Here is a 21,312-nt window from a genome sequence, read left to right as displayed (position 1 = left end):
TCCCGTTTGAAAAGGTCCGCCGACCACGTGGTCGGCGTTCGGACCCGTATTTTTGCAACGCACAAAGCTCGGATCGGTTCCGCCAATTTTGTTCGGATCATGTCCTTACGATGAGCGGCACCAGCCCTTCATGGCGGTCGGCAAGGAAAGCGACGACCCGATCGCCGACGCGCTGGAAGGTGAGATCGACGACCCGGTCGCCGACGCCCAGGTGCCGCAGTGTCAGCGTGTCGATGCCGATCGGCAGCCTCGGGCGGGTGACGCGGATTTCGCCATCCCAGCCGTCGATCTCCAGGCCAAGGCAGGCCTGCATCAGCATGAAGGCCGAGCCCGCCGACCACGCTTGCGGCAGGCAGGCGACAGGATAGGCGATGGGTGCTTCGCCCGGCGCGCGTGTAAAACCGCAGAACAGTTCGGGCAGCCGCATGTTGAAATGGACCGCGGATTCGAATGTGCCGCTCATCAGGCGAACCACGCTTTCACGCTCGCCATAGCGTGCCAGGCCGGCACCGCAGATGGCGGTGTCGTGCGGCCAGATCGAGCCATTGTGGTACGACATCGGGTTGAAGAACACCGCATCGTCGGCAAGCGTCCTCAGCCCCCAGCCGGAATGGAAGGAGGCGGAAAGCAGCTGGTCGGCGACCATCTGCGCCCGCGCCGGCTCAGGCAATCCGACAAAGAGCAGATGCCCAGCATTCGAGGTCCGCACCTTGCAGGGCTCGCCGGCACCGTCGATCGCGAGGGCGTAGAAGCCGAGATCGTCAAGCCAGAAATCGCGTTCCACCGCCACCCGCATCGCCTCGGCGCGGTCCTCCCAGTGATCGGCTTTGTCGTCTTCGCCACGGCGGCGGGCAAGCTTGGCCAGCCCCCGGAAAGCGGCAAAGACATAGCCTTGCACTTCGACCAGCGCGATCGGGCCCTTGGGAATGCGGCCATCGGCATGGAAGACCGAATCGAAACTGTCCTTCCATCCCTGGTTGGCGAGGCCGGACTCGGCCGCTCGCTGGTAAGTCACGAATCCGGTCTCCCGGCCTGCCTCCTCCGTCCATTCGGCCGCGGCGCACAGTGACGGCCACAGGCCGTCGATGAACGCCATGTCACCGGTACGATCGGCGTAGGCGCAAGCAAGATAGATGTAGAGCGGTGTCGTATCGACGCCACCGTAGTAGCGGCCGAAGGGGAGCTCCCGCAGCGCCACCATTTCGCCCTTGCGGGTCTCGTGCATGATCTTGCCCGGCTGCGAATCGCTGAACGGCGATGTCTCGGTCGCCTGGTGCTGGGCCAGAAAGGCCAACACGCCCCGCGCCAGGCCCGGATTGAGCCACAGCATCTGCAGTGCCGAGATGACGCCGTCACGACCGAACGCCGTCGAGAACCAGGGGATGCCGGCATAGGGATAGGGGCCGGTCGCCAGTTCGGTGGTCAGCAGCGCGACATCGGCGCGGGCGCGCTCGACCCAGTCGTTGAAGACGCGGCCCGAGCTGCGCACCGTCGCGCCATGGCGACGTTTGGCCCGCATGCCAAAGCGGGCGCGGGCAGCAGCGGCGCGAAACCGGTCGCGGTCGGGCTTATCGGCCACCTCGGGACCGACCTCGACATAAAGCACCTTCCTGCTGCGCTTGGTCACGGCGATCAGGAAATCGGCACGGGTGGCTGTCAGTTGGTCCGGCGCCTGCGAGAACGATATCGCAGAGAGGCGGGCCAGGCCGTCGAGCCCGTCATAGCGCAGCAGGACGGACGTCGCGTCTGTTTCGGCGGCATGGGCCAGCCCGCGCTTCAGCCGTGTCGAGCCGCGCACTTCGAACATGTCGCGGAAATCGGCGGAATAGTGCAGGGAAACGCTGATCGTCGAGTGTTCTCGGCTGTAATTGGAAAGCGTGATGCGTTCGAACAGCCTGTCCTGCCAAAGCAGCCTGACGCGTTCGATGTGAATGGCTCCCTGCGGGATGTCGCGTCCACCGGCGCTCTGTATCGGCAGATTGGTCAAATTGGTGGTGAACAGCACATTGTCCTGGCTGAGCGAGGCGCCGAGCAGCGATGTCTGCCTGCCGCCGACGGTCAGCCGGAACTCGGAAAGAACCCGTGTGTCGTCGCGAAAGAAACCGTCGCCGGCTCCGCGTATGTCGCCATAGGCGTCGGCAACCGCGAAGCAATCGCCCTGCTTGAGGGCAAACAACCGATGCGGCTCGCGAGGGGCGGTGGCGTCGAGCGATGCAAGCGCAACCGCGGGATCGAGCTGGCGCTCATCGAGTTGGGCCATTCGTCAAAGATCCCTGTTGTTTCGTTGTCGTGGCTCGAGCACGTCGTTGCTCAAGACGCCTTCGCCGCGCTCGGGACGCCGATCAGGCCCGCATAGGCGGCCAGATAATCGCCAGCCATTCTTCGAGCGGAGAACCGCTTTTCGAAAACGGCCCTCACCTTTCGCCTGTCGAGTTGCAGCAAGTCGGGCACCGCGGCGACCGCGCCGTCCACCGTGTCAGCGATGAAACCCGTGACGCCTTGATCGATGATTTCGGGCAGCGCGCCGCAATTCCAGCCGATGACCGGCGTGCCGCAGGCCATGGCCTCGATGGCGACAAGGCCGAACGGCTCCGGCCAGTCGATCGGGAACAGCAGGCCGGCCGCCTTGCCGAGAAATTCCGCCTTCTGGTCCTCCTCGATCTCGCCGACATAGACGATGCGATCGCCGTCGATCAACGGTTCGACCACCTCGTGGAAATAGGCGCGGTCGTCGTCGCCGATCTTTGCCGCGAGCTTGAGCTTGAGCCCCCAACGCAAGGCGATCTCGATGGCGCGGTCCGGGCGCTTGTCGCGTGAGAACCGGCCGAGGAAGGCAAGGTAGGGTTCTTCCGCCGTCGTCTCAAAAGTCGGTTCGTAGAGAGTGGTCGGCAATCCGTGATGGATCGTCGCCAACCAGTTGGCGTTGGCAAAGCCCGCCTTCTGGCTGTGCGAAATGGAAATCAGGGGAAAACGCGGAAACCGTTCATAGGCCGGCGCCAGGTCGACATAATCCAGCCTGCCATGCGGTGTCGTCACCGTGCGGTCGGCGAGATCCTCGAAGAAGGAAAAGTGCAGGAAATGGCTGAGATGGAAGTGGATGACGTCGAACTCCGACGCCCGTTCCCTCACCTGCGCAAGCATCGAAAGATGCGCCGCGATCTCGGATTTAAGCGGACGCGGATCGAGGCGCAGCGCGCGTTCCCGGCTGGGTACCAGCGTCGCGGAAGTCTGGCTGTCGCCACTGGCGAACAGCGTCACCTCATGGCCCAGATCGACCAGCGCTTCGGTCAGATACGAGACGATGCGCTCGGTGCCGCCATAGAGCCTTGGCGGCACCGATTCATAAAGCGGCGCGACATGGGCGATTTTCATATTCCATCCTGGATGCTGGGCATGCAGGTGTGAAATGCGTCAACGGCTCGATTGGTTCCGATTTTATGATCGAGCCCTGGGCACCAGAGGCCGCAGTCGGCATGGAACTGTGCGTCAAACAGATTGCGCGATCAGGGTCAGAAAGCCACCGCTCAGCGCGACATTGCCGACGAAGCCGTTGATGCGGGACGCACGGTCCGGACCCTGATGGTCCCAGAAATTGTGAAACATCGGCGTGGCGACGATGAGGAACAGCAGCAGCACCGCGGCCGCGAGTGCCGTCCACAATCCTGCGATGACCAGCACGCCGGCGGCGATCTGAAGCACGATGCCGAGCCACAGCGCCAATCCTGCCTGCGGCACACCGCGCGCGGCCATCAGCTGGGTCAGGAAGGCCGCGTTCTGGATGTTGCGCAGGCCGGCGAAGACGAAGGCGCCGCCGAGCAACAGGCGAGCGAGAAACAACAAGGTCGAAGGCAAATCGGCAGGCATCAAACGCTCCCTTTGAAAGTGGAGCGCCGCCTTTCGACGGCGCTCCCAACATAACCGGACAATCAGGCGGCCTTGGCCGCCGGCACCGGGTGAATGGCCTGGAACGGGATGCACAGCCGGTTCCAGGTGTTGATCATGCCGAGCGCAACGGAAAGCTTGACCAGTTCCTCTTCCGAGAAATGCTCGAGCGTCTTTGCATAGAGTTCGTCCGGCACGCCATTGCTGGCGATCAAGGTGACGGCTTCGGTCCAGGCCAGGGCAGCGCGTTCGCGCAGGGAAAACAGCGGCGATTCCTTCCAGGCTGAAACCAGATAGAGCCGCTGCTCGGTCTCGCCGTCGCGCCTCGCCTCGCGGCTGTGCATCTCGACGCAGAACGAGCAGCCATTGATCTGCGATGCCCTGAGCTTGATCAGGTGCAGCAGGCTCACCTCGAGCCCGCATTCGTCCACCGCCTTGTTGAGCGCCGACACAGCCTTCATGATCTCCGGCGCCTTGGCGAAAAATTGCAGCCTCTGTTTCATCTTCCTGTCCTTTCAAATCTGCTTTGGGTTTGGGTCTACGGGGTTAACTGGATTTCTGCGGCCGCTGGTGGCGCTCGACGAAGGCGCAGCTCGCAGCAAGCGACCTGGGATCGCCTTCTGCCGCATAGGTGGCCACGATATCGGACAGCTTGGTCTCGGCGAGCGCGGCGCGATAGGCACGCTCGGCCTTCAGCATCGCGGCGTTGATGCCGCAGGGTTTGACATAGGCCGAAGCATCGAGCTTCACCGGACCGCGCTGGCGGATCTCGCCGCAACGGAAAGCCGGCTCGCGCCCTTCGATGGCCAGCACGATGTCGAGCAGCGTGATGCGCTCGGCCGGCCGCGCCAGCCGATAGCCACCGGCAGGCCCGGGCACCGATTCCAGGATGCGCGCCGCGCTCAGCATGTTGAGATGCTTCAGCAGATAGCTAGGCGACAGGCCAAAGGACTCGGCCAGAGCGGCGCCAGGCATGGTGCTGTTCCCCTCCACACTGGCCAGCGTGGCAGCGCAATGGATAGCTGCCTCAACGCCCTCGCCCAGCTTCATTGGATCGGCTCCTTTATCATGGATATATACTATCGTGGATAATTATTATCTGCAATAGGAAAATTAAAAAACGGCGCTCGAAAGCGCCGCTCTTTTGTTGGGGTAAGTCCCTATTCCGCAGCCACCTTGGCCATCGGATTGTTCGGGTGCGTCGTCCAGTTGGCATAGACCGGCGATACCGGCCTGCCGGTGCGCTGGTCCATCACGCCTGCCGCCAGCGGTTCCATGGTGATGCAGTTCTCGACCGGGCAGACATTAACGCACAGATTGCAGCCGACGCATTCGGCCTCGATCACCTCGAAGTGCCTGACGCCGTCGACCATGCTGGTGATCGCCTGGTGCGAAGTGTCCTCGCAGGCGATGTGGCAGCGGCCGCATTTGATGCAGGCATCCTGGTCGATACGCGCCTTGGCGACGTAGTTCAGATTGAGATACTGCCAATCGGTGACATTGGGCGTGGCGCGGCCGACGATGTCGTTGAGCGAGGCGTGCCCCTTCTCGTCCATCCAGTTTTCGAGGCCCGCGATCATTTCCTGCACGATCTTGAAGCCATAGGTCATTGCCGCCGTGCAGACCTGCACATTGCCGGCGCCGAGCGCCATGAATTCGGCAGCATCGCGCCAGGTGGTGATGCCGCCGATACCGGAGATCGGCAGGCCGCGGGTTTCGGGATCGCGCGCGATCTCGGCCACCATGTTCATGGCGATCGGCTTCACCGCCGGGCCGCAATAGCCGCCATGCGAGCCCTTGCCGTCGATTGTCGGCTGCGGCGCGAAGCTGTCGAGGTCGACACCGGTGATTGAATTGATGGTGTTGATCAGCGACACCGCGTCAGTGCCGCCGGCATGTGCCGCCCGTGCGGGCTTGCGCACATCGGTGATGTTGGGCGTCAGCTTGGTGATGACGGGCATGCGGGTGTTCTGCTTGCACCAGCGCACCACCATTTCGATATATTCCGGCACCTGGCCGACGGCGGCACCCATGCCGCGTTCCGACATGCCGTGCGGGCAGCCGAAATTGAGCTCGATGCCGTCGGCCTCCGTCTCCTCGACCACCGGCAGGATCGCCTTCCAGGCCTCCTCGACGCATGGCACCATCAGCGAGACGACGATGGCGCGGTCGGGCCAGTCCTTCTTGACCTGCTTGATCTCGCGCAAATTGACCTGCAGGTCGCGGTCGGTGATCAGCTCGATGTTGTTGAGGCCGAGCAGGCGGCGGTCGGCGCCCCAGATCGCGCCGTAGCGCGGGCCGTTGACGTTGACCACCGGTGGGCCTTCCTCGCCCAGCGTCTTCCACACCACGCCGCCCCAGCCGGCCTTGAAGGCGCGGATGACGTTGTAGGCCTTGTCGGTCGGCGGCGCCGAGGCCAGCCAGAACGGATTTGGCGATTTGATGCCGACGAAATTGTTTCTGATATCTGCCATGCTCATGCCCTCCCGTTCGAGGTCAGTGCCCGATTGATGCTCTCCGCAGCGTCGCGGCCTTGCGCGACCGCCGAGACGGTCAGGTCGTCGCCACCGAAGATGCAGTCGCCACCGGCCCAGACCCTGTCGAGCGACGTGCGCCCTTCCGCATCGACCTTGATGCGGCCGGCTTCAAGATCGATCGACGCACCGCTGCCGTTAAGGGCGACCGGCACAAAACTCTGTCCAATCGCCTTGAACACCTGGTCGGCAACGAGCGTCAGTGTCTCGCCGGTGCCGGCAAGCCTGTCGCCGTTCAGCGCCGTGTATTCGAGTTCGACGGCGGTGACCTTGCCGCCTTCGGCGATCACCCGCTTCGGCTGCAGCCAGTGGCGGATGCTGACGCCGTTGGCTGCCGCCAGATCCTGTTCGAATTCGGAAGCGTTCATGTGCTCCTGGCCGCGCCGGTAGCAGATCGTCACCTCCTCGGCGCCGAGCAGCTTCGACTGTACCGCGGCGTCGATGGCCGTCATGCCTCCACCGATGACGACGACACGGCGGCCAACCGGCAGGCCGGAAAGGTCGCTGGCCTGGCGCAGCTCGGCAATGAACTCGACCGCGTTGATGACGCCGTCGGCCTCCTCGCCATCGGCACGCAGCGCGTTGACGCCGCCAAGCCCCATGCCGAGAAACACCGCATCGTAATTGCGGATCAGATCCGACAGCTGATAGTCGCGGCCGAGCGCCTTGCCGTTCTGGATGTCGATGCCGCCGATCGCGGTCACGTAATCGACCTCGGCCTGGGCGAAATCGTCGACACTCTTGTAGGCGGCGATGCCGTATTCGTTGAGGCCGCCGGCCTTCGCGCGCGCCTCCAGGATGGTCACGTCATGGCCGTGGCGGGCGAGCCGGTGCGCGGCGGCAAGGCCGGCCGGCCCGGCGCCGACCACGGCGACCGTCTTGCCGGTCGGCTCGGCGCGCGGATAAAACTGCTTGTTCTCGCCCATGGCGACATCGGTGGCGTAGCGCTGCAGGCGGCCGATCTGCACCGGCTTGCCTTCCGCCACTTCGCGCACGCAGACTTCTTCGCACAGCGTTTCGGTCGGGCAGACGCGGGCGCACATGCCGCCCAATATGTTCTGGTCGAAGATGGTCTTGGCCGAACCGATCGGATTGCCGGTCGAGATCTGGCGGATGAACAGTGGAATATCGATCGAGGTCGGGCACGCATTCATGCACGGCGCGTCGTAGCAGAAATAGCAGCGATCGGATTCGACCAGCGCCTCGTGGTGATCGAGCGGCGGACGCAGGTCGGAAAAATTGTCCGCATACTGGTCGGCCGAGAGCCTGCCGCCCGCAATGCCTTCCCTGAATTGGCCTTCTGGCATCGTCAGTTCCCCATGTTTTCTTTTGAGGAAGGCTAGCACGTTTTATTTTTTTATCAATTGGTCAATTTTCGGCGCAAGCCCCTGAAAAGGCTCGACAATAACATGATTTTTTTAGTCATGTTATTGGAGGCGAGGGCCACTTTTACAGTGCGCGCGAATGGCCGGGTTCAAGCTTACAGCCATGAATGGTCTTGACCTCGTCGGCTACCAGTTGCTGCAGCCGCCACAGATTGCGGTCATGGATGCCGAATTCCTCGAGATGGCTGACCGTGTTGTAGAGATATTCGGCGCCGGATCCAATATGCCCGCAGGCTCTGGCCAGCACGCTCGCCACTCTGTCCAGCGGCTGGTTCAGCGACGTTCCCCTGCCCTTCACGCCGACCCAGAAGCCAAGCGCGCGCAGCGTACCTTGCGGCGTATGCACCGGCAGCCACCGGACCGTCTCGATGCTTTCGTGGTCGCTGATCTCGCGCCGCAGCAGCCTTTCGATCTGCGCCGGTTTCTCGCCCTCCGGCAAGCGATAGATCACCCCGTTGCAGCGTCCGCCCCGTTCGAGCGCCATCATCAACCCCGGCTGCTCGGCGCTGCCCCGCCAACGCACCATGTCGAGGCAAAAAGAGCGGTGCCAGCCAAAGGCCGTGGCGAGCTGTTGCTCGACCGACTCGAATTCCGGCTTCCAGATCAGGGACCCGTAAGCGAACACCCATAGTGGTCCCTCATCGGCTTCATTGGACAGCCGCAAGGCAAGGGTGCGGAAATCCTCGTCGTTCATGTCTGTCCAACTCGGGTCCGGGCCGGGATCGGCCTCTTCCCGATGGCACAGTGCGACAAGCTCGGGCGTGAGCGACATCAAGCGCATGGACGACAACCCCTCATCACCGCAGAGAAATCGAAAACCAGAGCTCGCGCAACCAGGGAACGCTTGGCACACACACCCATTGTTGTCTGGGCGTGTCGGATTTCCGTCGTGAGGATCGTCCTAAGATGGACGACGATCGATCCATGAAAGGTGAGGAGACCGAAAATGCCGAAAACCCCGATGCCCTTCTTCTGGTACGAATTGATGACATCAGATCTCGACGCCGCCGAGGCGTTCTACACCCAAGTGGTCGGCTGGACGGCGCAGCCCTTCGATAAGGCACCCGGCATGCCGCGCTATATCGTGATGAATGTCGGCGAACGTGGCGTCGGCGGACTGATGACCTTGCCCGAGGATGCCGCCAAGATGGGCATGCCGCCTGCCTGGCTTGGCTATATTCACACCAAGGATGTCGACGCCGCCACGGCATCGCTGGAGAAAGCCGGCGGCACCGTTCACCGCCAGCCCGACGACATTCTGGGTGTCGGCCGCTTTGCCGTCGTCGCCGATCCGCAAGGCACGACCTTCATGTTCCTGCAGCCGAACGGTCCCGACCAGCCTGTCGTGCCGGCCGGCACGCCGGGCCACATCGGCTGGCACGAGCTTTATACGAGCGACTGGAAAGCCGCGTTCGATTTCTATTCCGAGCAGTTCGGCTGGATCGACGCCGGCGATTTCGACATGGGTCCGATGGGCACTTACCAGACTTTTACGGCTGGCGCCGAATCCGGCGGCGGCATCATGAACAAGCCGGAGCAGATCCCGGTGCCGGTCTGGCAATTCTACTTCAACGTTGCGGCCATCGACGCGGCCGCAAAACGGGTCACCGACAATGGCGGCAAGATCCTGATGGGCCCGATGGAGGTCCCCGGCGGCAGTTGGATCGTCCAATGCCAGGACCCGCAAGACGCGCACTTCGCCTTGATGGCGCCAGTCCGCTGACCGCGATCGAAAACCGGTGACACAAAGCGCGGGTTTTCATCAGACCACCGATGAAGGCCTCTACCCCTGCCTGGCGCCGTCTCATTCCGGCGCCAGCACCGCAACCTTCAACTCAGCTTTTTTCGCGCCGCTGAACTGGACGGTGGCCGGGCCGGGCGCAAGCTTGAAGCGCACGCTCTTGCGGATGCCAGGGCATGTTTTCACGCCACTATAGCCCGCCGACTTGATGGCCTGGCCATCCTGGATGACATCGATCCAGGCCTCCCCCGAGAGACTTATCTGAATGGCTCCCTCGGACGGCACTTCCACGCTGGCGACGGCCCCAAACGTGTCTGATGCCGGCGCACGTTCGGGCGCCACCGCAAAACCGGCTTTCTCTACCGGCACCAGCGCCAGGTCCGCAGCCGCACCAACCGCCAGCGCCGCTCCGGGCGGCGTTGCCGGTGCCGCGGCAAACAGGGTCTGCTCCCGCGTCACCGGCCATTTGAAGGCCTCACAGCCGGCGTCCTCGGCCATGGCGAAGCTGGTGCCTGCGACGATCGCGAACAGGCTGATGACGACTTTTTTCATGGCAAGACCCCCACACATTCAGATTGTTGTACACGCATTAATACAACCGTAGAGGTATTAATGCAACCCTGGCGAGAAGCATTTGAAGGGAATTGGGAACATTCCCAATCACTGATTGTTGATGGCAAACCAGGGGAAATGAATGGTCCAATGCCGGGCGATAAACTATGGCCGATCCCGGAAGCTAAAGGAGTTTTAGATGAAGCCTTTCGACGGCCTTGCCAGATATCAGCCGCAGGCACTCGGCATTCTGCGCATTGTGACCGCGCTGCAGTTCATCGAACACGGCACCCAGAAGCTGTTCAATTTCCCGGTCAGCGACCACGCCGGTGCTTTGAGCGGGCTGTCACTCACCGCCGGCATCCTCGAATTCGCCGGCGGCATCCTGCTGGCGCTGGGCCTGTTCACCCGGCCGGTCGCGTTCCTTCTGGCCGGCGAAATGGCGATCGCCTATTTCATGGCGCACGCGCCGCGCGACTTCTTCCCGGTCAACAATGGCGGCGATTCGGCGATCTCATTCTGCTTCATCTTCCTCTATCTGGTGTTTGCCGGCGCCGGCGCCTTCGTGCTGGACAACCGCCGCAGCGCCTGACGCCAGAAAGAGGATGCGGGCCTAGTGCACGTCGCCCAAAAGTGCCCGCGGTTTTGGGACAACGACATGTACAAAACAGGAATCTGAAGCGCTTCGGCTTTGCCGATGCGCTTCAGGCACGCATCCGTTCGAAATTGGCGTCGAAAAGCGGCACCACCTGAATGCGCGCCGCATGGCGCTTGCCCAGCAGCTCGATTTCGAAGCCGTCGCTCTCATCGGCGATCTCCTTCGGCACATAGCCGACGGCAACGGATTTCTTCGAATGATGCGCATAGCCGCCCGACGTCACCCAGCCGCGCACCGCACCATCGAACCAGATCGGCTCGTCGCCAATGACATCGGCATCGTCGGCATCGACGATAAAGGCGCGCAGGCGCAATTTGCCGCCCAGCTTGCGCTCGGCCAGCGCCGCGGCCTTGCCGATGAAATCGGCGTCCTTGCCGTAAGCAACGAAGCGGTCGAGCCCCGCTTCCAGCGGTCCGTAGATCGGCCGGTACTCGCGCCCCCATGAGCCGTAATTCTTGTCCAGCCGCAGCGCATTGAGCGCGCGCGAGCCAAACAGGCCGATGCCGAATTCCTCGCCCGCCGCCATCAGCGCTTGATAGGCGGCGCGCTGGTATTCCGGCGCCACCCAGATTTCGTAGCCGAGATCGCCGGTATAGCTCACACGGCCGACAAGGCATGGCGCCATGCCGATATCCATCCGGCCAATGGCCATGAAGGAAAATGCCGCATTGGAGACATCCGAACGCGTGGCCTTTGCCAGCACATCCCGCGCCTTCGGCCCCGCGATCGACAAGCCGCTGAGCTTCTGGCCCAGCGCCTCGATGCGGACCGAGCCGTCGTCTGGCAGGTGCTGCTCGAACCAGCGCATGTGGTATTGCTCGGCGATGCCGGAGCCGGCGAGGAACCAGCCGTCTTCCCCCAGATTGGCCAGCGTGAAGTCGCCGATCAGCCTGCCGTCCTGCTTCAGCATCGGCGCCAGCGTCATGCGGCCGGGTTTCGGCAGTTTGCAGGCAAGCATCCGGTCGAGCCAGGCGGCCGCCCCCTCACCCGTCACCTTGTATTTGGCGAAGCTCGAAATCTCGGACAGGCCGACACCGTCACGAACCGTCGCGACCTCCCTGGCGACCTGCGTGAAGTCGCTCGAGCGGCGCCACGAGAATTCGTCCTTGACGCCTTCCGGCGCGTACCACAGCGGCACTTCCAGCCCATAGGCAACGCCCCATTGCGCACCCCCAGCAGACAGCAGATCATAGATCGGCGTCGTCTTCAGCGGCCGCCCGGCGGGCAACTCCTCATTGGGGAAGCGGATCGAAAAGCGCCTGGAATAATTCTCGCGCACCTTGGCGTTGGTATAGGCCATCGTCGCCCAGTCGCCGTAGCGCGCGACATCCATCGCCCAGATATCGGCGCCGGGATCGCCCTCGATCATCCAGTTCGACAAAGCGAGGCCGACGCCGCCGCCTTGCGAAAAACCGGCCATGACGCCGCAAGCGACCCAGAAGCCCGGCAGGCCGCGCACCGGCCCGACCAGCGGGTTGCCGTCCGGCGCGAAGGTGAAGGGGCCGTTGATGATCTGCTTGATGCCGGTGTTCTGGAAGGCCGGGAAATGGCGGAAGCCGACCTCCAGCGATGGCGCGATGCGGTCGATGTCGGGCGCCAGCAATTCATGGCCGAAATTCCATGGCGTCTGGTACTCGGACCACGGCTTGTTGGCCTTCTCATAGGTGCCCATCAGCATGCCGCCGCGCTCCTGGCGCAGGTAAAGCTCGCCATCGAAGTCGACCGCGTGGATGATCTCGGTGCCGGTCTTGGCGTTCCAGGCGGCGACCTCCGGCATATCCTCGGTGATCAGGTACATGTGCTCCATGGCCAGCACCGGCAGTTCGAGACCAACCATGCGGCCGACCTCGCGCGCCCACAGGCCGCCGGCATTGACGACATGCTCGGCCACCACCTCGCCCTTGTTGGTGATGACGCGCCACAGCCCGTCAGGACGCCGCACGATGTCCTCGACCTTGGTGAAACGCTCCACTTCCGCCCCAAGTTTCCGCGCGGCCTTGGCATAGGCATGGGTGACGCCCGAGGGGTCGAGATGGCCGTCCTCCTTGTTCCTGACGGCGCCGACGAACTGCCTGGGGTCGAGAAGCGGCATCAGTTCGGCCGCCTCGTTGGGCGAGATCTCCTCCAGCTCGATGCCGAGATAGCGGCCCTTGGCGACGACGCCGCGCAGCCAGTCCAGCCGCGCCTCGGTTGCCGCCAGAAGCACGCCGCCGGTCAGATGCACGCCGGTCGCCTGGCCGGAAAGCTCCTCGATCTCCTTGTAGAGGTTGATCGTGTATTTCTGCAGCTTGGCGACGTTAGGGTCGCCATTGATGGTGTGCATGCCGCCGGCCGCGTGCCAGGTCGAGCCGGACGTCAATTCGTCGCGTTCCAGCAGGACAACATCGGTCCAGCCGTGGCGGGCGAGATGGAACAGCACGGAGCACCCGACGACGCCACCGCCAATGACCACGACCTTTGCATGCGATTTCATGAGTTTTGCTCTGTTATCAGTGAGTTGGATGGGTGAGTGGATTCAAGCTGGGAACGATCACGGCTCGCCCTGCCCGATCGCTTCCTTGCGCCTGGCCATGTAAGCCTCCAGCGCCTCGCGCACGGCGATATCCATCACCGGCTCGACATAGTCTTCCAGCGCCTTCTTCCACAGCCGCGTCGCGCGCGCCGTCGCGTCGAGCCCGCCAGCCTCCTGCCACGCCTCGTAATTCTGCCAGTTGGACAGCATCGGCTGGTAGAAGGCGGTGGCGTAGCGCTCCAGCGTGTGCGGTTCGCCGAAGAAATGGCCGCCGGTCGGCACCGCGCCCAACGCCTCGACGGCGAGCTCGGCCTCATTGACCTCGATCGGGCGCAAGAACTCCATCATGTGCTGGATCATCTCGACATCGATGATGAATTTTTCGAACGACGCCGTCAGCCCGCCCTCCTGCCAGCCGGCGGCGTGGTAGACGAGGTTGCCGTGGCCGAGCACCGCGCCCCACAGCGCCATCAGCGTCTCATAGGCGCCCTGCGCATCGGCAGCGTTGGAAGCCGAGCCCGGCGTCGTGCGGTACGGAAGCCCGTAGCGCCGCGCCAGTTGCCCCGACGCAATGTTGGCCTTGGTGTTCTCAGGCGTGCCGAAGGCCGGCGCGCCGGACTTCATGTCGACATTGGAGGTGAAGGCGCCATACATGACCGGCGCGCCTGGACGGACAAGCTGCGTCAGCACGACGCCGAACAGCGCCTCGGCGTTCTGCTGCGCCAGCGCGCCAGCCAGCGTCACCGGGCTCATCGCCCCCATCAGCGTGAACGGCGTCACCGCCACCGACTGGCCGAACTCGGCCATGGTCATCAGTCCTTCGGCCATCATCTCGTCGAAGCGGCGCGGCGAGTTGACCGAGATGATCGTGGTGATGCCGGGATCGTCGCGCATCTGATCGAGCGTCAGCCCGCGCGAAATCGCCATCATCTCGATGCCGTCAAGCGCCCTGCCCCTCCCGATCGCCGAGACATGGAAACTCTTGTCGGTCAGCGTCAGATTGGTGAAATAGGTGTCGAGATGGCGGGAATTGGCCGGCAGTTCCACCGGTGCGCAGACCTGGTTGCCCAGCATGTGGATGCAGTTGAAATGCTGCGCCAACCGGGTCAGATCCGCATAGTCGCGCAAATTGCCGGCGCGGCGGCCGCGCTCCATATCGTGCACATTGGGCGGTCCGGCAACCAGCGTGAAATTGATGGTGTTGCCGCCGAGATGAACCGCGTTGGCCGGGTTGCGCGGCGTCAACACATAGCTGGACTGCGTGGTCTTCAGCACGTCTTCGACCAGGCCGCGATCGATGCGGACATTCGCCGAGGCATGATCGACTTTGGCGCCGGCCTTCTCGAACAGCGACAGCGCCCGCGGGCTCATCACCTCGATGCCGAAATTCTCCAATATGTGCATCGACGCCTGATGGATCTGCTCGATCTGGTCGGGCGACAGCATCGCCATTGGCGGATAGGGATTTGTCACCCGCCTGAGCGACAGTTGCGGGATGGCCGATGGCCCTCTGTTGCTGGTGCGCTCGGCGCCGCGTTTGCGTCTTGGTTCGTTCATGCCGGTATCAAAGCCCCGGCAAACCGGGCAAGCTGTCAGAAATACGTCGTCTGCGGGCGCGATTTTAGCCACGGCGGCATTTCTGCAATGTCTGTTTAGAAAAAGCGACGAAGTGCGTCGGATTATCGATACTGGATTTCCTTAGAGACTGCGCCGGCGAAGCGTTAACGGACGCCGCAAGATTCCCTTTATGATTTCGGCCTATTGCTCTGCCCATGCGTAGTTCGAGTTTTAGTAAAATTGGTGCGGTTTGCGTGCTGCTGGCGCTTTCGGCCTGCGCCACGCCGCCCAGCCACATCAACAATGTCTGTGCCGTCTTCGACCAGAATGACGGCTGGTTCGACAACTGGCAGTCGGCCGCCGAGCGCGCCCAGCAGAAATACGGCATCCCCGTTCCCGTGCTGATGGCGACGGTGCGCAAAGAATCCGGTTTCAAGAGCAATGCACGGCCGCCACGCACCAAGCTGCTCGGCTTCATTCCGTGGAAGCATGTCTCGTCGGCCACCGGCTTCTCGCAGGCGCTGGACGGCACCTGGTCGCAATATCAGCGCGAGACCGGCAACTGGGCGGCACGGCGGACGAAATTCGCCGACGCCGTCGACTTTGTCGGCTGGTATCATTCCAAGACCGCAGACAGGTATGGCGTTGCCCGCAACGATACCTACAACCTCTATCTTGCCTACTATCTCGGCTGGACCGCCTATGGCCGCGGCAACCGGGGCGATGCCGGCGTCCAGGGCTATGCCCGGGCCACCGACAAGATGGCGCGGGACTATGCGCAGCAACTGAGCGAGTGCGGCAACTGACTTTGCCGGAGCATTACGCAGCCAAGTGAAATCACTTGGCGCTGCGAAAAGCGATGTCGCCCCTCGAGCAGAAAAGATCTCAGCGATTCACTTGCTTGGGATCAGATGAAGGATTGCCTTCCCTGATTTTACCGCCGTCGTCGATAGCTTTCGGTCGAACGTCGCCAACTCGCCGTCATGCGACTTGGCCAGCGCCAGCAGATAACTGTCGGTTACTTGCGTCGAAGTCAGGATCTTGCCCGCGTCGATCTCTCTGGAACTGACAAGGCTAATGTCATCGGGCCAGAACTGGTGTCCGGCAAGTGCGTGCAATTTGCCGACGATCGGCGCGACGACGGCAGGGGAGCCAGGAGAGTTGGGGTATTTGGGGTTGCCCACGATCCTGATAACGCCATTCTCGGTGATGGGGCATGTGGCCCATGAGTGATGCCCGGTGGATTCGAACCACCGATGGGCATCGTCATGCGCGACATGAGCCGGATCGATCAGCGCAATCAACACATTGACGTCGAGCAGGAAGGTCACGGCAGCTCGTCGCGAAGCGCATTGACCGTTTCGAGATCGACCATCGGCCCGCCGGGCCGCGACGAAAGCAAGGGAATGCCGTTGCGCTCACCGCCCGCCTGCGGCCGACGCAGCGAACGGCGAACCAGATCGGAAATGACTTCTCCCACGCTGCGATCCTGCTGCCGCGCCATAGCCTTGGCGGCAAGAAGGACATCATCATCGATTGCAAGTGTCGTTCTCACAATTCGTCCTCCTTTCCAAGCATCAAACATCACGCATCACATAGAGCAACAGACTGAGATTCTCAAGGGACGCATGTTTTGCGCAGCATATGAAATTGATGGCATTGCCTGATGCCGGTCAGTTCGGTTTCCTAGAAACGCCCGGCTTTGGGGTATCGCCGGTTTCCGAAACCTCGTCGCGGACCTCGTGACGGCGGGCTTTCGAAACGGCTTCCGTCTCCTCGCCGGCCTGCCTCGCTGCATCGGCTTCCGCGCTGCCCGTCTTGCCGCGCGGACGCTTCGGTGGCGTGCCGGCAAAACCGGGGCCATCGCCATGCGGCGCGTCATCCGGCACGCCTTCGTGCGCGGCGTGCTCCTTGTCGAACTTGATCACCGGCTCCATCGTTGCCAGCACGTCGTCGGAGAGCCAGCACAGGCTCATATGGCCGCCGCCGAGATGCTTGACCGGTGGCACCTTGGTCTCGCACAGATTGTCAGGCACCAGCTTCTTGTAGCCGCAGCGGGTCTGGAACGGGCAGCCGGACGGTGGGTTCATCGCCGAGGGAATGTCGCCCTCCAGCACGATGTGCCGCTTGACCACGCTGGTGTCAGCGATCGGGATCGCCGACAGCAGCGCCTCGGTATAGGGATGGTAGGGCGGCGCGAAGATCTGGTCGGTCGTGCCTTGCTCGACAATATAGCCGAGATACATGACCACGACGCGGTCGGCGATGTAGCGCACGACCGACAGATCATGGCTGATGAACAGCATTGTCGTCTTGTTCTTGCGCTGGATGTCCATCAGCAGTTCGGTCACCGCCGCCTGCACCGACACGTCCAATGCCGAGACCGGCTCGTCGGCCACCACCACCTTGGCGTCGCCGGCAAAGGCGCGCGCCACGCCGATGCGCTGCTTCTGGCCGCCCGATAGCTGGCGCGGCTTGCGGGTTTCGAATGCCCGCGGCAGCTTCACCAGGTCGAGCAGTTCCAGCATGCGCTTGCGGCGATCGGCAACCGTCTTGCCGACATTGAACTTCTCCAGCGTGCGGATGATCTGCGAACCGACCGAATGGCTGGGATTGAGCGTGTCGAACGGATTCTGGAACACCATCTGGATCGACGACACCGTGTCGACGCTCCGCTTCTCGATGCCCGTCGACTGGATTTCCTTGTTGCCCAGCGTCACCGTGCCGGCACTTGCCGTCTCCAGCCCAAGCAGCACCTTGGCCAGCGTCGACTTTCCGCAGCCGGATTCGCCGACGATGGCAACCGTCTCGGATTCCCGCGCCATGAACGAGATCGTCTCGTTGGCCTTGACGACGCGGCCCTCGCTCGAGCCGAACACCTCGCTGCCGCCGACCCTGTAGTATTTTCTGAGATCCTCGATCTTGAGCACCGGAGCGCCGGGCACGACGCGCTCATTGACCTTCTTGGCGCCGGGCGGCAGCGCCTCCCAGTCGATCTCGTTGAAGCGCACGCAGCGCGAGAAATGGCCTTCGTGGCCCGCGACCTCGATCATCGGGATTTCGGCGGCGTTGCAGACGCCCTCGACGAAATGGTGGCAGCGAGGGCCGAAATTGCAGCCCTTGGGCCGCTCGTGCGGCAGCGGTAGCTGGCCGGGGATCGAAATTAGCGGCCGCGAATTCTTGTCTGCGCCGGGCAGCGGGATCGAGCGGAACAGCCCTTGCGTATAAGGGTGGCGCATCCGGTCGAACACGTCCTTGATCTTGCCCGTTTCGACCGCTTCGCCCGAATACATAACCGTGATGCGGTCGCAGGTTTCCAGGATCAGGCCGAGATTGTGCGACACGAAAATCATCGACGTGCCGAACTTCTCGCCGAGCCCCTTGACCAGGTCGACAATGCCGGCCTCCACCGTCACGTCGAGCGCCGTCGTCGGTTCGTCGAGCAAAAGCAGCGCCGGCTTCGACAGCAGCGCCATGGCAATGACGATGCGTTGCTGCTGGCCGCCCGAGAGCTGGTGCGGATAGGAGCGCATCATGCGCTCGGGATCAGGCAGCTTGACCGCGCGCACCATGTCAAGCGCGCGTTTATGGGCCTCTTCCTTCGACACCTTGTCGTGGATCAGCGGCACTTCCATCAATTGCTGGCCGACCTTCATCGCCGGGTTCAGGCTCGCCATCGGCTCCTGGTAGATCATCGCGATCTTGTTGCCGCGAATGGAGCGCAACTCCTCGTCGGAGAGCTCGCCCATGTCCTTGCCCTGGAACTTGATCTTGCCGCCGACGATCTTCCCGATGTTGGAGAGGTCGCGCATGATGCCGAGCGACACGGTCGACTTGCCGCAGCCGGATTCGCCGACGATGCCCATCGCCTCGCCGGGCATGACGGTGCAGGAAAAATCCATGACCGCCGGGATCTCGCCCTTGCGGGTGAAGAAGGAGATCGACAGGTTCTCGATCTCGATGATCGGCGCGTTGGCCGGCCCATTGGTTGGCGTCGCGGGATTTCGAACTGCCTCGTTCATGGGTCGCTCCAATCCTGGTTCTTCTAGGCCTGTTTCTATCAGGCGCATCGGGTCGAAACCCGCGAGATCAGTCTTTCATCGATTGTTCGCGCAGCGAGTCGGCGAGCAGGTTCAAGCCCAGCACGAACGACATCAGTGCGATCGTCGGCGGCAACGCCGGGTGGATGAAGGAGCGCAGCAGGCGGCTGGCGTCCTTGATCGCAGTGCCCCAGTCCGGACTTTCCGGCGCCAGGCCAAGGCCGAAATAACCGAGCGTGCCGAGCAGGATCGTGGTGTAGCCGATGCGCAGGCAGGCGTCGACGATCAGTGGCCCGCGCGCATTGGGCAGGATCTCCCATAGCATGATGTACCAGGGCGATTCACCGCGCGTCTGCGCCGCCGCCACATAGTCACGCGTCTTGATGTCCATCACCAAGCCACGCACGATGCGGAACACGCCGGGGCTGGACGCGAACACCACCGCCACGAAGATATTGAGCTGGTTGGGGTCGATATGCACGATCTTCAGCGGATCGGCGTCGAAGACCAGGCCGGCATAGATCCAGCCGCCGAGGATCAGGGTGATGCCGAGCAGGATGTAGAGCCGGTCGGGCCGGTTTTTGTAGCGGGTCCAGAACAGCACGCTGAAGAAGATGATCGGGAACAGGAAGAAGACGCCGGCCATGCCATAAGGGATCGGCGTGTCCATGATGCCCGGCGTCACCAAAAGGTAGAACAGCAGGATCACAGGGAAGGCCAGCACGAGATTGGCCAGGAACGACAGCACGGTGTCGATCTTGCCGCCGTAGTAGCCGGCGGGCAGGCCGAGCGTGATGCCGACCATCAGCGCGAAGCCGGTTGCCGCAGGCGCGATGATCAGCACGATCTGGCTGCCATAGACCATGCGCGAAAACACGTCGCGCGCCAGCTTGTCGCCGCCGAACAGATAGGTCAGCCCCGATTTCGGTTCGACGGCGCCCGGCAGCACATCCTTCATGATGGGAATCTGGGCCAGCGGATCGAAGGGAGAAACGGTCGCGGCGAAGATTGCCGTGAACAGCCAGAACAGGCAGATGCCGACGCCGACGATGCCGACACCGCTGTCGAACAGCTGGCCGTAGAGCGCCAGCTTCTTCTTGTAGGCGAAGCTCGCGCCCATGACGATGACGAGCGCGATCCAGACCGGCCAGAAGCGCGACAGCACTTCGAGAACGACGGTGAAGCCACTGATGTATTGAACCGGCATCCGCTTCGCTCCCTACTGAACTCTGATACGCGGATTGAGAAATGCGTAGCCGACATCGGAAATGAGCTGCGTGATCAAGACGATGAACACCGAGACCAGCGAGCAGCCGAGCAAAAGGTCGATGTCGTTGTTGCCGGCCGCCTCGACCAGCGTGTAGCCGAAGCCCTGGTAACGAAACATCACCTCGACGATGACGACGCCGGTGAGCAGCCAGGGAAACTGCAGCATGATGACGGTGAACGGTGCGATCAGCGCGTTGCGCAAGGCATGTTTGACCACGACGCTGCCGAAGGAAAGACCCTTCAACCTGGCAGTGCGGATATATTGCTGCGTCATCACTTCGACCATCGAGGCACGCGTCATGCGGGCGATGTAGCCGATGCCGTAAATCGCCAGCGTCATCACCGGCAAAGTGAAATTATAGAAGGTGATGCCCTGGCTGGCCGAAGCCGCCGAGCCGTTCAGCCAGCCTAGCCATGAGGCGAAGATGACGGTGAAGATGACGCCCGACACATATTCAGGCGTCGCCGTCGAGGCGATCGATGCCACCGACAGCACGCGGTCGGTTCGCGACCCCTCGCGCATGCCGGCCAGAATGCCGATCAGCAGCGAGATCGGCACCATCACCACCAGCACCCAGAACATCAGGATGCCCGTAGCGCCAAGTGCCGGAAACAGTTTTGAGGCGACGGTCGCCTTGAACTTGGTCGAGCAGCCGAAATCGCCCTGGAAAACGCCGGCGAAGGTCGGCACGAGTGGATCGTTGCAGAAGGAGAAACGCTGCGCCGGCTTGCCGGTCGCCGGGTCTGTCACAGGTTGCTTGGGCACCACGCCCAACCACTGCCCATAGCGGACGAAGAAGTTCTGCCGATAGCCATGATTGACCAGCCAGCTCTCGAGCTGCTCGGCCGACGTATGCATTTCGGTCTGACTGATCGCCAGCTTCTTCAGATTGGGTTCGAGGTTGATCAGGAAGAAGACGACCATGGTCAGGCACAGCATCGTCAATGCCATGGTGCCAAGACGCCTGATAACGAAGGAAAGCATGGCGGCCCCCTGCCGATGGGTTGGGGTTTGAGCCGGCTATGAAAGCCAACCCTACCGTGACCGGCGGGGCTGGCTGTCAAACAGGCCTTCGGATGCGATCAACCCTGTTTTTGTTGCATGGCCTTGCCCGCGAGTCCGCAACTTTTTTGAGAAAGTGCGGACCAGCAGGGACGGACGATGCAAAGAGCGGGGGAAGG

Annotated in this window: 19 protein-coding genes; 3 read left to right on the top strand and 16 right to left on the bottom strand. The window is 62.7% G+C overall.

The genetic code is table 11. From position 1 onward, the window contains the following. Nucleotides 1-97: 97 nt before the first annotated feature. The 8 genes from NKI21_RS16050 to NKI21_RS16015 form a co-directional block, all read right to left on the bottom strand. Entirely contained in the window at nucleotides 98-2,260 is a 2,163-nt protein-coding gene (locus tag NKI21_RS16050; RefSeq protein WP_352443089.1) for an amylo-alpha-1,6-glucosidase, read from the bottom strand. 50 nt (nucleotides 2,261-2,310) lie between these two features. After that, on the bottom strand, nucleotides 2,311-3,372 hold the full coding sequence (locus tag NKI21_RS16045) for a glycosyltransferase family 4 protein (RefSeq protein ID WP_352443090.1): 1,062 nt from the start codon (nucleotides 3,370-3,372) through the stop codon (nucleotides 2,311-2,313). Nucleotides 3,373-3,486: 114 nt separating this feature from the next. Further along, nucleotides 3,487-3,864, bottom strand: coding sequence for a DoxX family protein (locus NKI21_RS16040; RefSeq protein ID WP_352443091.1), 378 nt, complete (start codon nucleotides 3,862-3,864; stop codon nucleotides 3,487-3,489). 62 nt (nucleotides 3,865-3,926) lie between these two features. Continuing rightward, a complete protein-coding gene (locus tag NKI21_RS16035; protein ID WP_023813202.1) occupies nucleotides 3,927-4,385 on the bottom strand; it encodes a carboxymuconolactone decarboxylase family protein in 459 nt (152 codons plus the stop codon). A 43-nt stretch (nucleotides 4,386-4,428) separates the two neighbouring features. Further along, nucleotides 4,429-4,932: an RrF2 family transcriptional regulator gene (locus tag NKI21_RS16030; RefSeq protein WP_023813203.1), complete on the bottom strand. Its 504-nt coding sequence runs from the start codon at nucleotides 4,930-4,932 to the stop codon at nucleotides 4,429-4,431. A gap of 110 nt (nucleotides 4,933-5,042) precedes the next feature. Further along, on the bottom strand, nucleotides 5,043-6,356 hold the full coding sequence (gene preA, locus NKI21_RS16025; RefSeq protein WP_027035003.1) for an NAD-dependent dihydropyrimidine dehydrogenase subunit PreA: 1,314 nt from the start codon (nucleotides 6,354-6,356) through the stop codon (nucleotides 5,043-5,045). A gap of 2 nt (nucleotides 6,357-6,358) precedes the next feature. Further along, the gene (locus NKI21_RS16020) at nucleotides 6,359-7,723 is read right to left on the bottom strand and encodes an NAD(P)-dependent oxidoreductase (RefSeq protein ID WP_352866243.1); all 1,365 of its coding nucleotides are present in this window, start codon (nucleotides 7,721-7,723) and stop codon (nucleotides 6,359-6,361) included. 142 nt (nucleotides 7,724-7,865) lie between these two features. Then, nucleotides 7,866-8,582, bottom strand: a complete 717-nt coding sequence (locus NKI21_RS16015) for a gamma-glutamylcyclotransferase (RefSeq protein WP_023813205.1) — start codon at nucleotides 8,580-8,582, stop codon at nucleotides 7,866-7,868. A 165-nt stretch (nucleotides 8,583-8,747) separates the two neighbouring features. Here NKI21_RS16015 and NKI21_RS16010 point away from each other — a divergent pair, with 165 nt between their 5' ends. Then, nucleotides 8,748-9,524, top strand: coding sequence for a VOC family protein (locus tag NKI21_RS16010; protein ID WP_352441153.1), 777 nt, complete (start codon nucleotides 8,748-8,750; stop codon nucleotides 9,522-9,524). Between the two features lie 81 nt (nucleotides 9,525-9,605). On the opposite strand, the gene NKI21_RS16005 is transcribed toward NKI21_RS16010, so the two are convergent. Continuing rightward, entirely contained in the window at nucleotides 9,606-10,094 is a 489-nt protein-coding gene (locus tag NKI21_RS16005) for a hypothetical protein (RefSeq protein WP_023813207.1), read from the bottom strand. A 199-nt stretch (nucleotides 10,095-10,293) separates the two neighbouring features. Here NKI21_RS16005 and NKI21_RS16000 point away from each other — a divergent pair, with 199 nt between their 5' ends. Next, nucleotides 10,294-10,686, top strand: coding sequence for a DoxX family protein (locus NKI21_RS16000; RefSeq protein ID WP_352441154.1), 393 nt, complete (start codon nucleotides 10,294-10,296; stop codon nucleotides 10,684-10,686). Between the two features lie 112 nt (nucleotides 10,687-10,798). On the opposite strand, the gene NKI21_RS15995 is transcribed toward NKI21_RS16000, so the two are convergent. Then, entirely contained in the window at nucleotides 10,799-13,225 is a 2,427-nt protein-coding gene (locus tag NKI21_RS15995; RefSeq protein WP_352441155.1) for a GcvT family protein, read from the bottom strand. Between the two features lie 57 nt (nucleotides 13,226-13,282). Continuing rightward, entirely contained in the window at nucleotides 13,283-14,821 is a 1,539-nt protein-coding gene (locus tag NKI21_RS15990) for a trimethylamine methyltransferase family protein (protein ID WP_352441156.1), read from the bottom strand. Nucleotides 14,822-15,036: 215 nt separating this feature from the next. Here NKI21_RS15990 and NKI21_RS15985 point away from each other — a divergent pair, with 215 nt between their 5' ends. Beyond that, nucleotides 15,037-15,627 (top strand): transglycosylase SLT domain-containing protein, encoded by a 591-nt coding sequence (locus NKI21_RS15985; RefSeq protein ID WP_352441157.1) that lies wholly within the window; start codon nucleotides 15,037-15,039, stop codon nucleotides 15,625-15,627. 87 nt (nucleotides 15,628-15,714) lie between these two features. Here the strand turns inward: NKI21_RS15985 and NKI21_RS15980 are convergent, their stop codons facing one another. The 5 genes from NKI21_RS15980 to NKI21_RS15960 all read right to left on the bottom strand — a co-directional run bounded on the left by NKI21_RS15980 (nucleotide 15,715) and on the right by NKI21_RS15960 (nucleotide 21,115). Then, nucleotides 15,715-16,152, bottom strand: coding sequence for a TA system VapC family ribonuclease toxin (locus NKI21_RS15980; RefSeq protein WP_023813212.1), 438 nt, complete (start codon nucleotides 16,150-16,152; stop codon nucleotides 15,715-15,717). After that, nucleotides 16,149-16,376: a ribbon-helix-helix domain-containing protein gene (locus NKI21_RS15975; RefSeq protein ID WP_023813213.1), complete on the bottom strand. Its 228-nt coding sequence runs from the start codon at nucleotides 16,374-16,376 to the stop codon at nucleotides 16,149-16,151. Before NKI21_RS15975 ends, NKI21_RS15980 begins: the two co-directional genes overlap by 4 nt. 118 nt (nucleotides 16,377-16,494) lie before the next feature. Then, a complete protein-coding gene (locus NKI21_RS15970; protein WP_128303439.1) occupies nucleotides 16,495-18,843 on the bottom strand; it encodes a dipeptide ABC transporter ATP-binding protein in 2,349 nt (782 codons plus the stop codon). A gap of 67 nt (nucleotides 18,844-18,910) precedes the next feature. After that, the gene (locus NKI21_RS15965) at nucleotides 18,911-20,068 is read right to left on the bottom strand and encodes an ABC transporter permease (RefSeq protein WP_023813215.1); all 1,158 of its coding nucleotides are present in this window, start codon (nucleotides 20,066-20,068) and stop codon (nucleotides 18,911-18,913) included. Between the two features lie 12 nt (nucleotides 20,069-20,080). Continuing rightward, a complete protein-coding gene (locus NKI21_RS15960; RefSeq protein WP_027035014.1) occupies nucleotides 20,081-21,115 on the bottom strand; it encodes an ABC transporter permease in 1,035 nt (344 codons plus the stop codon). Nucleotides 21,116-21,312: the final 197 nt, after the last annotated feature.

It is taken from the genome of Mesorhizobium sp. M0715 (assembly GCF_040320355.1).
In the GTDB taxonomy this organism is placed as follows: domain Bacteria; phylum Pseudomonadota; class Alphaproteobacteria; order Rhizobiales; family Rhizobiaceae; genus Mesorhizobium.
This window is presented reverse-complemented; position numbering and strand designations above follow the sequence as displayed.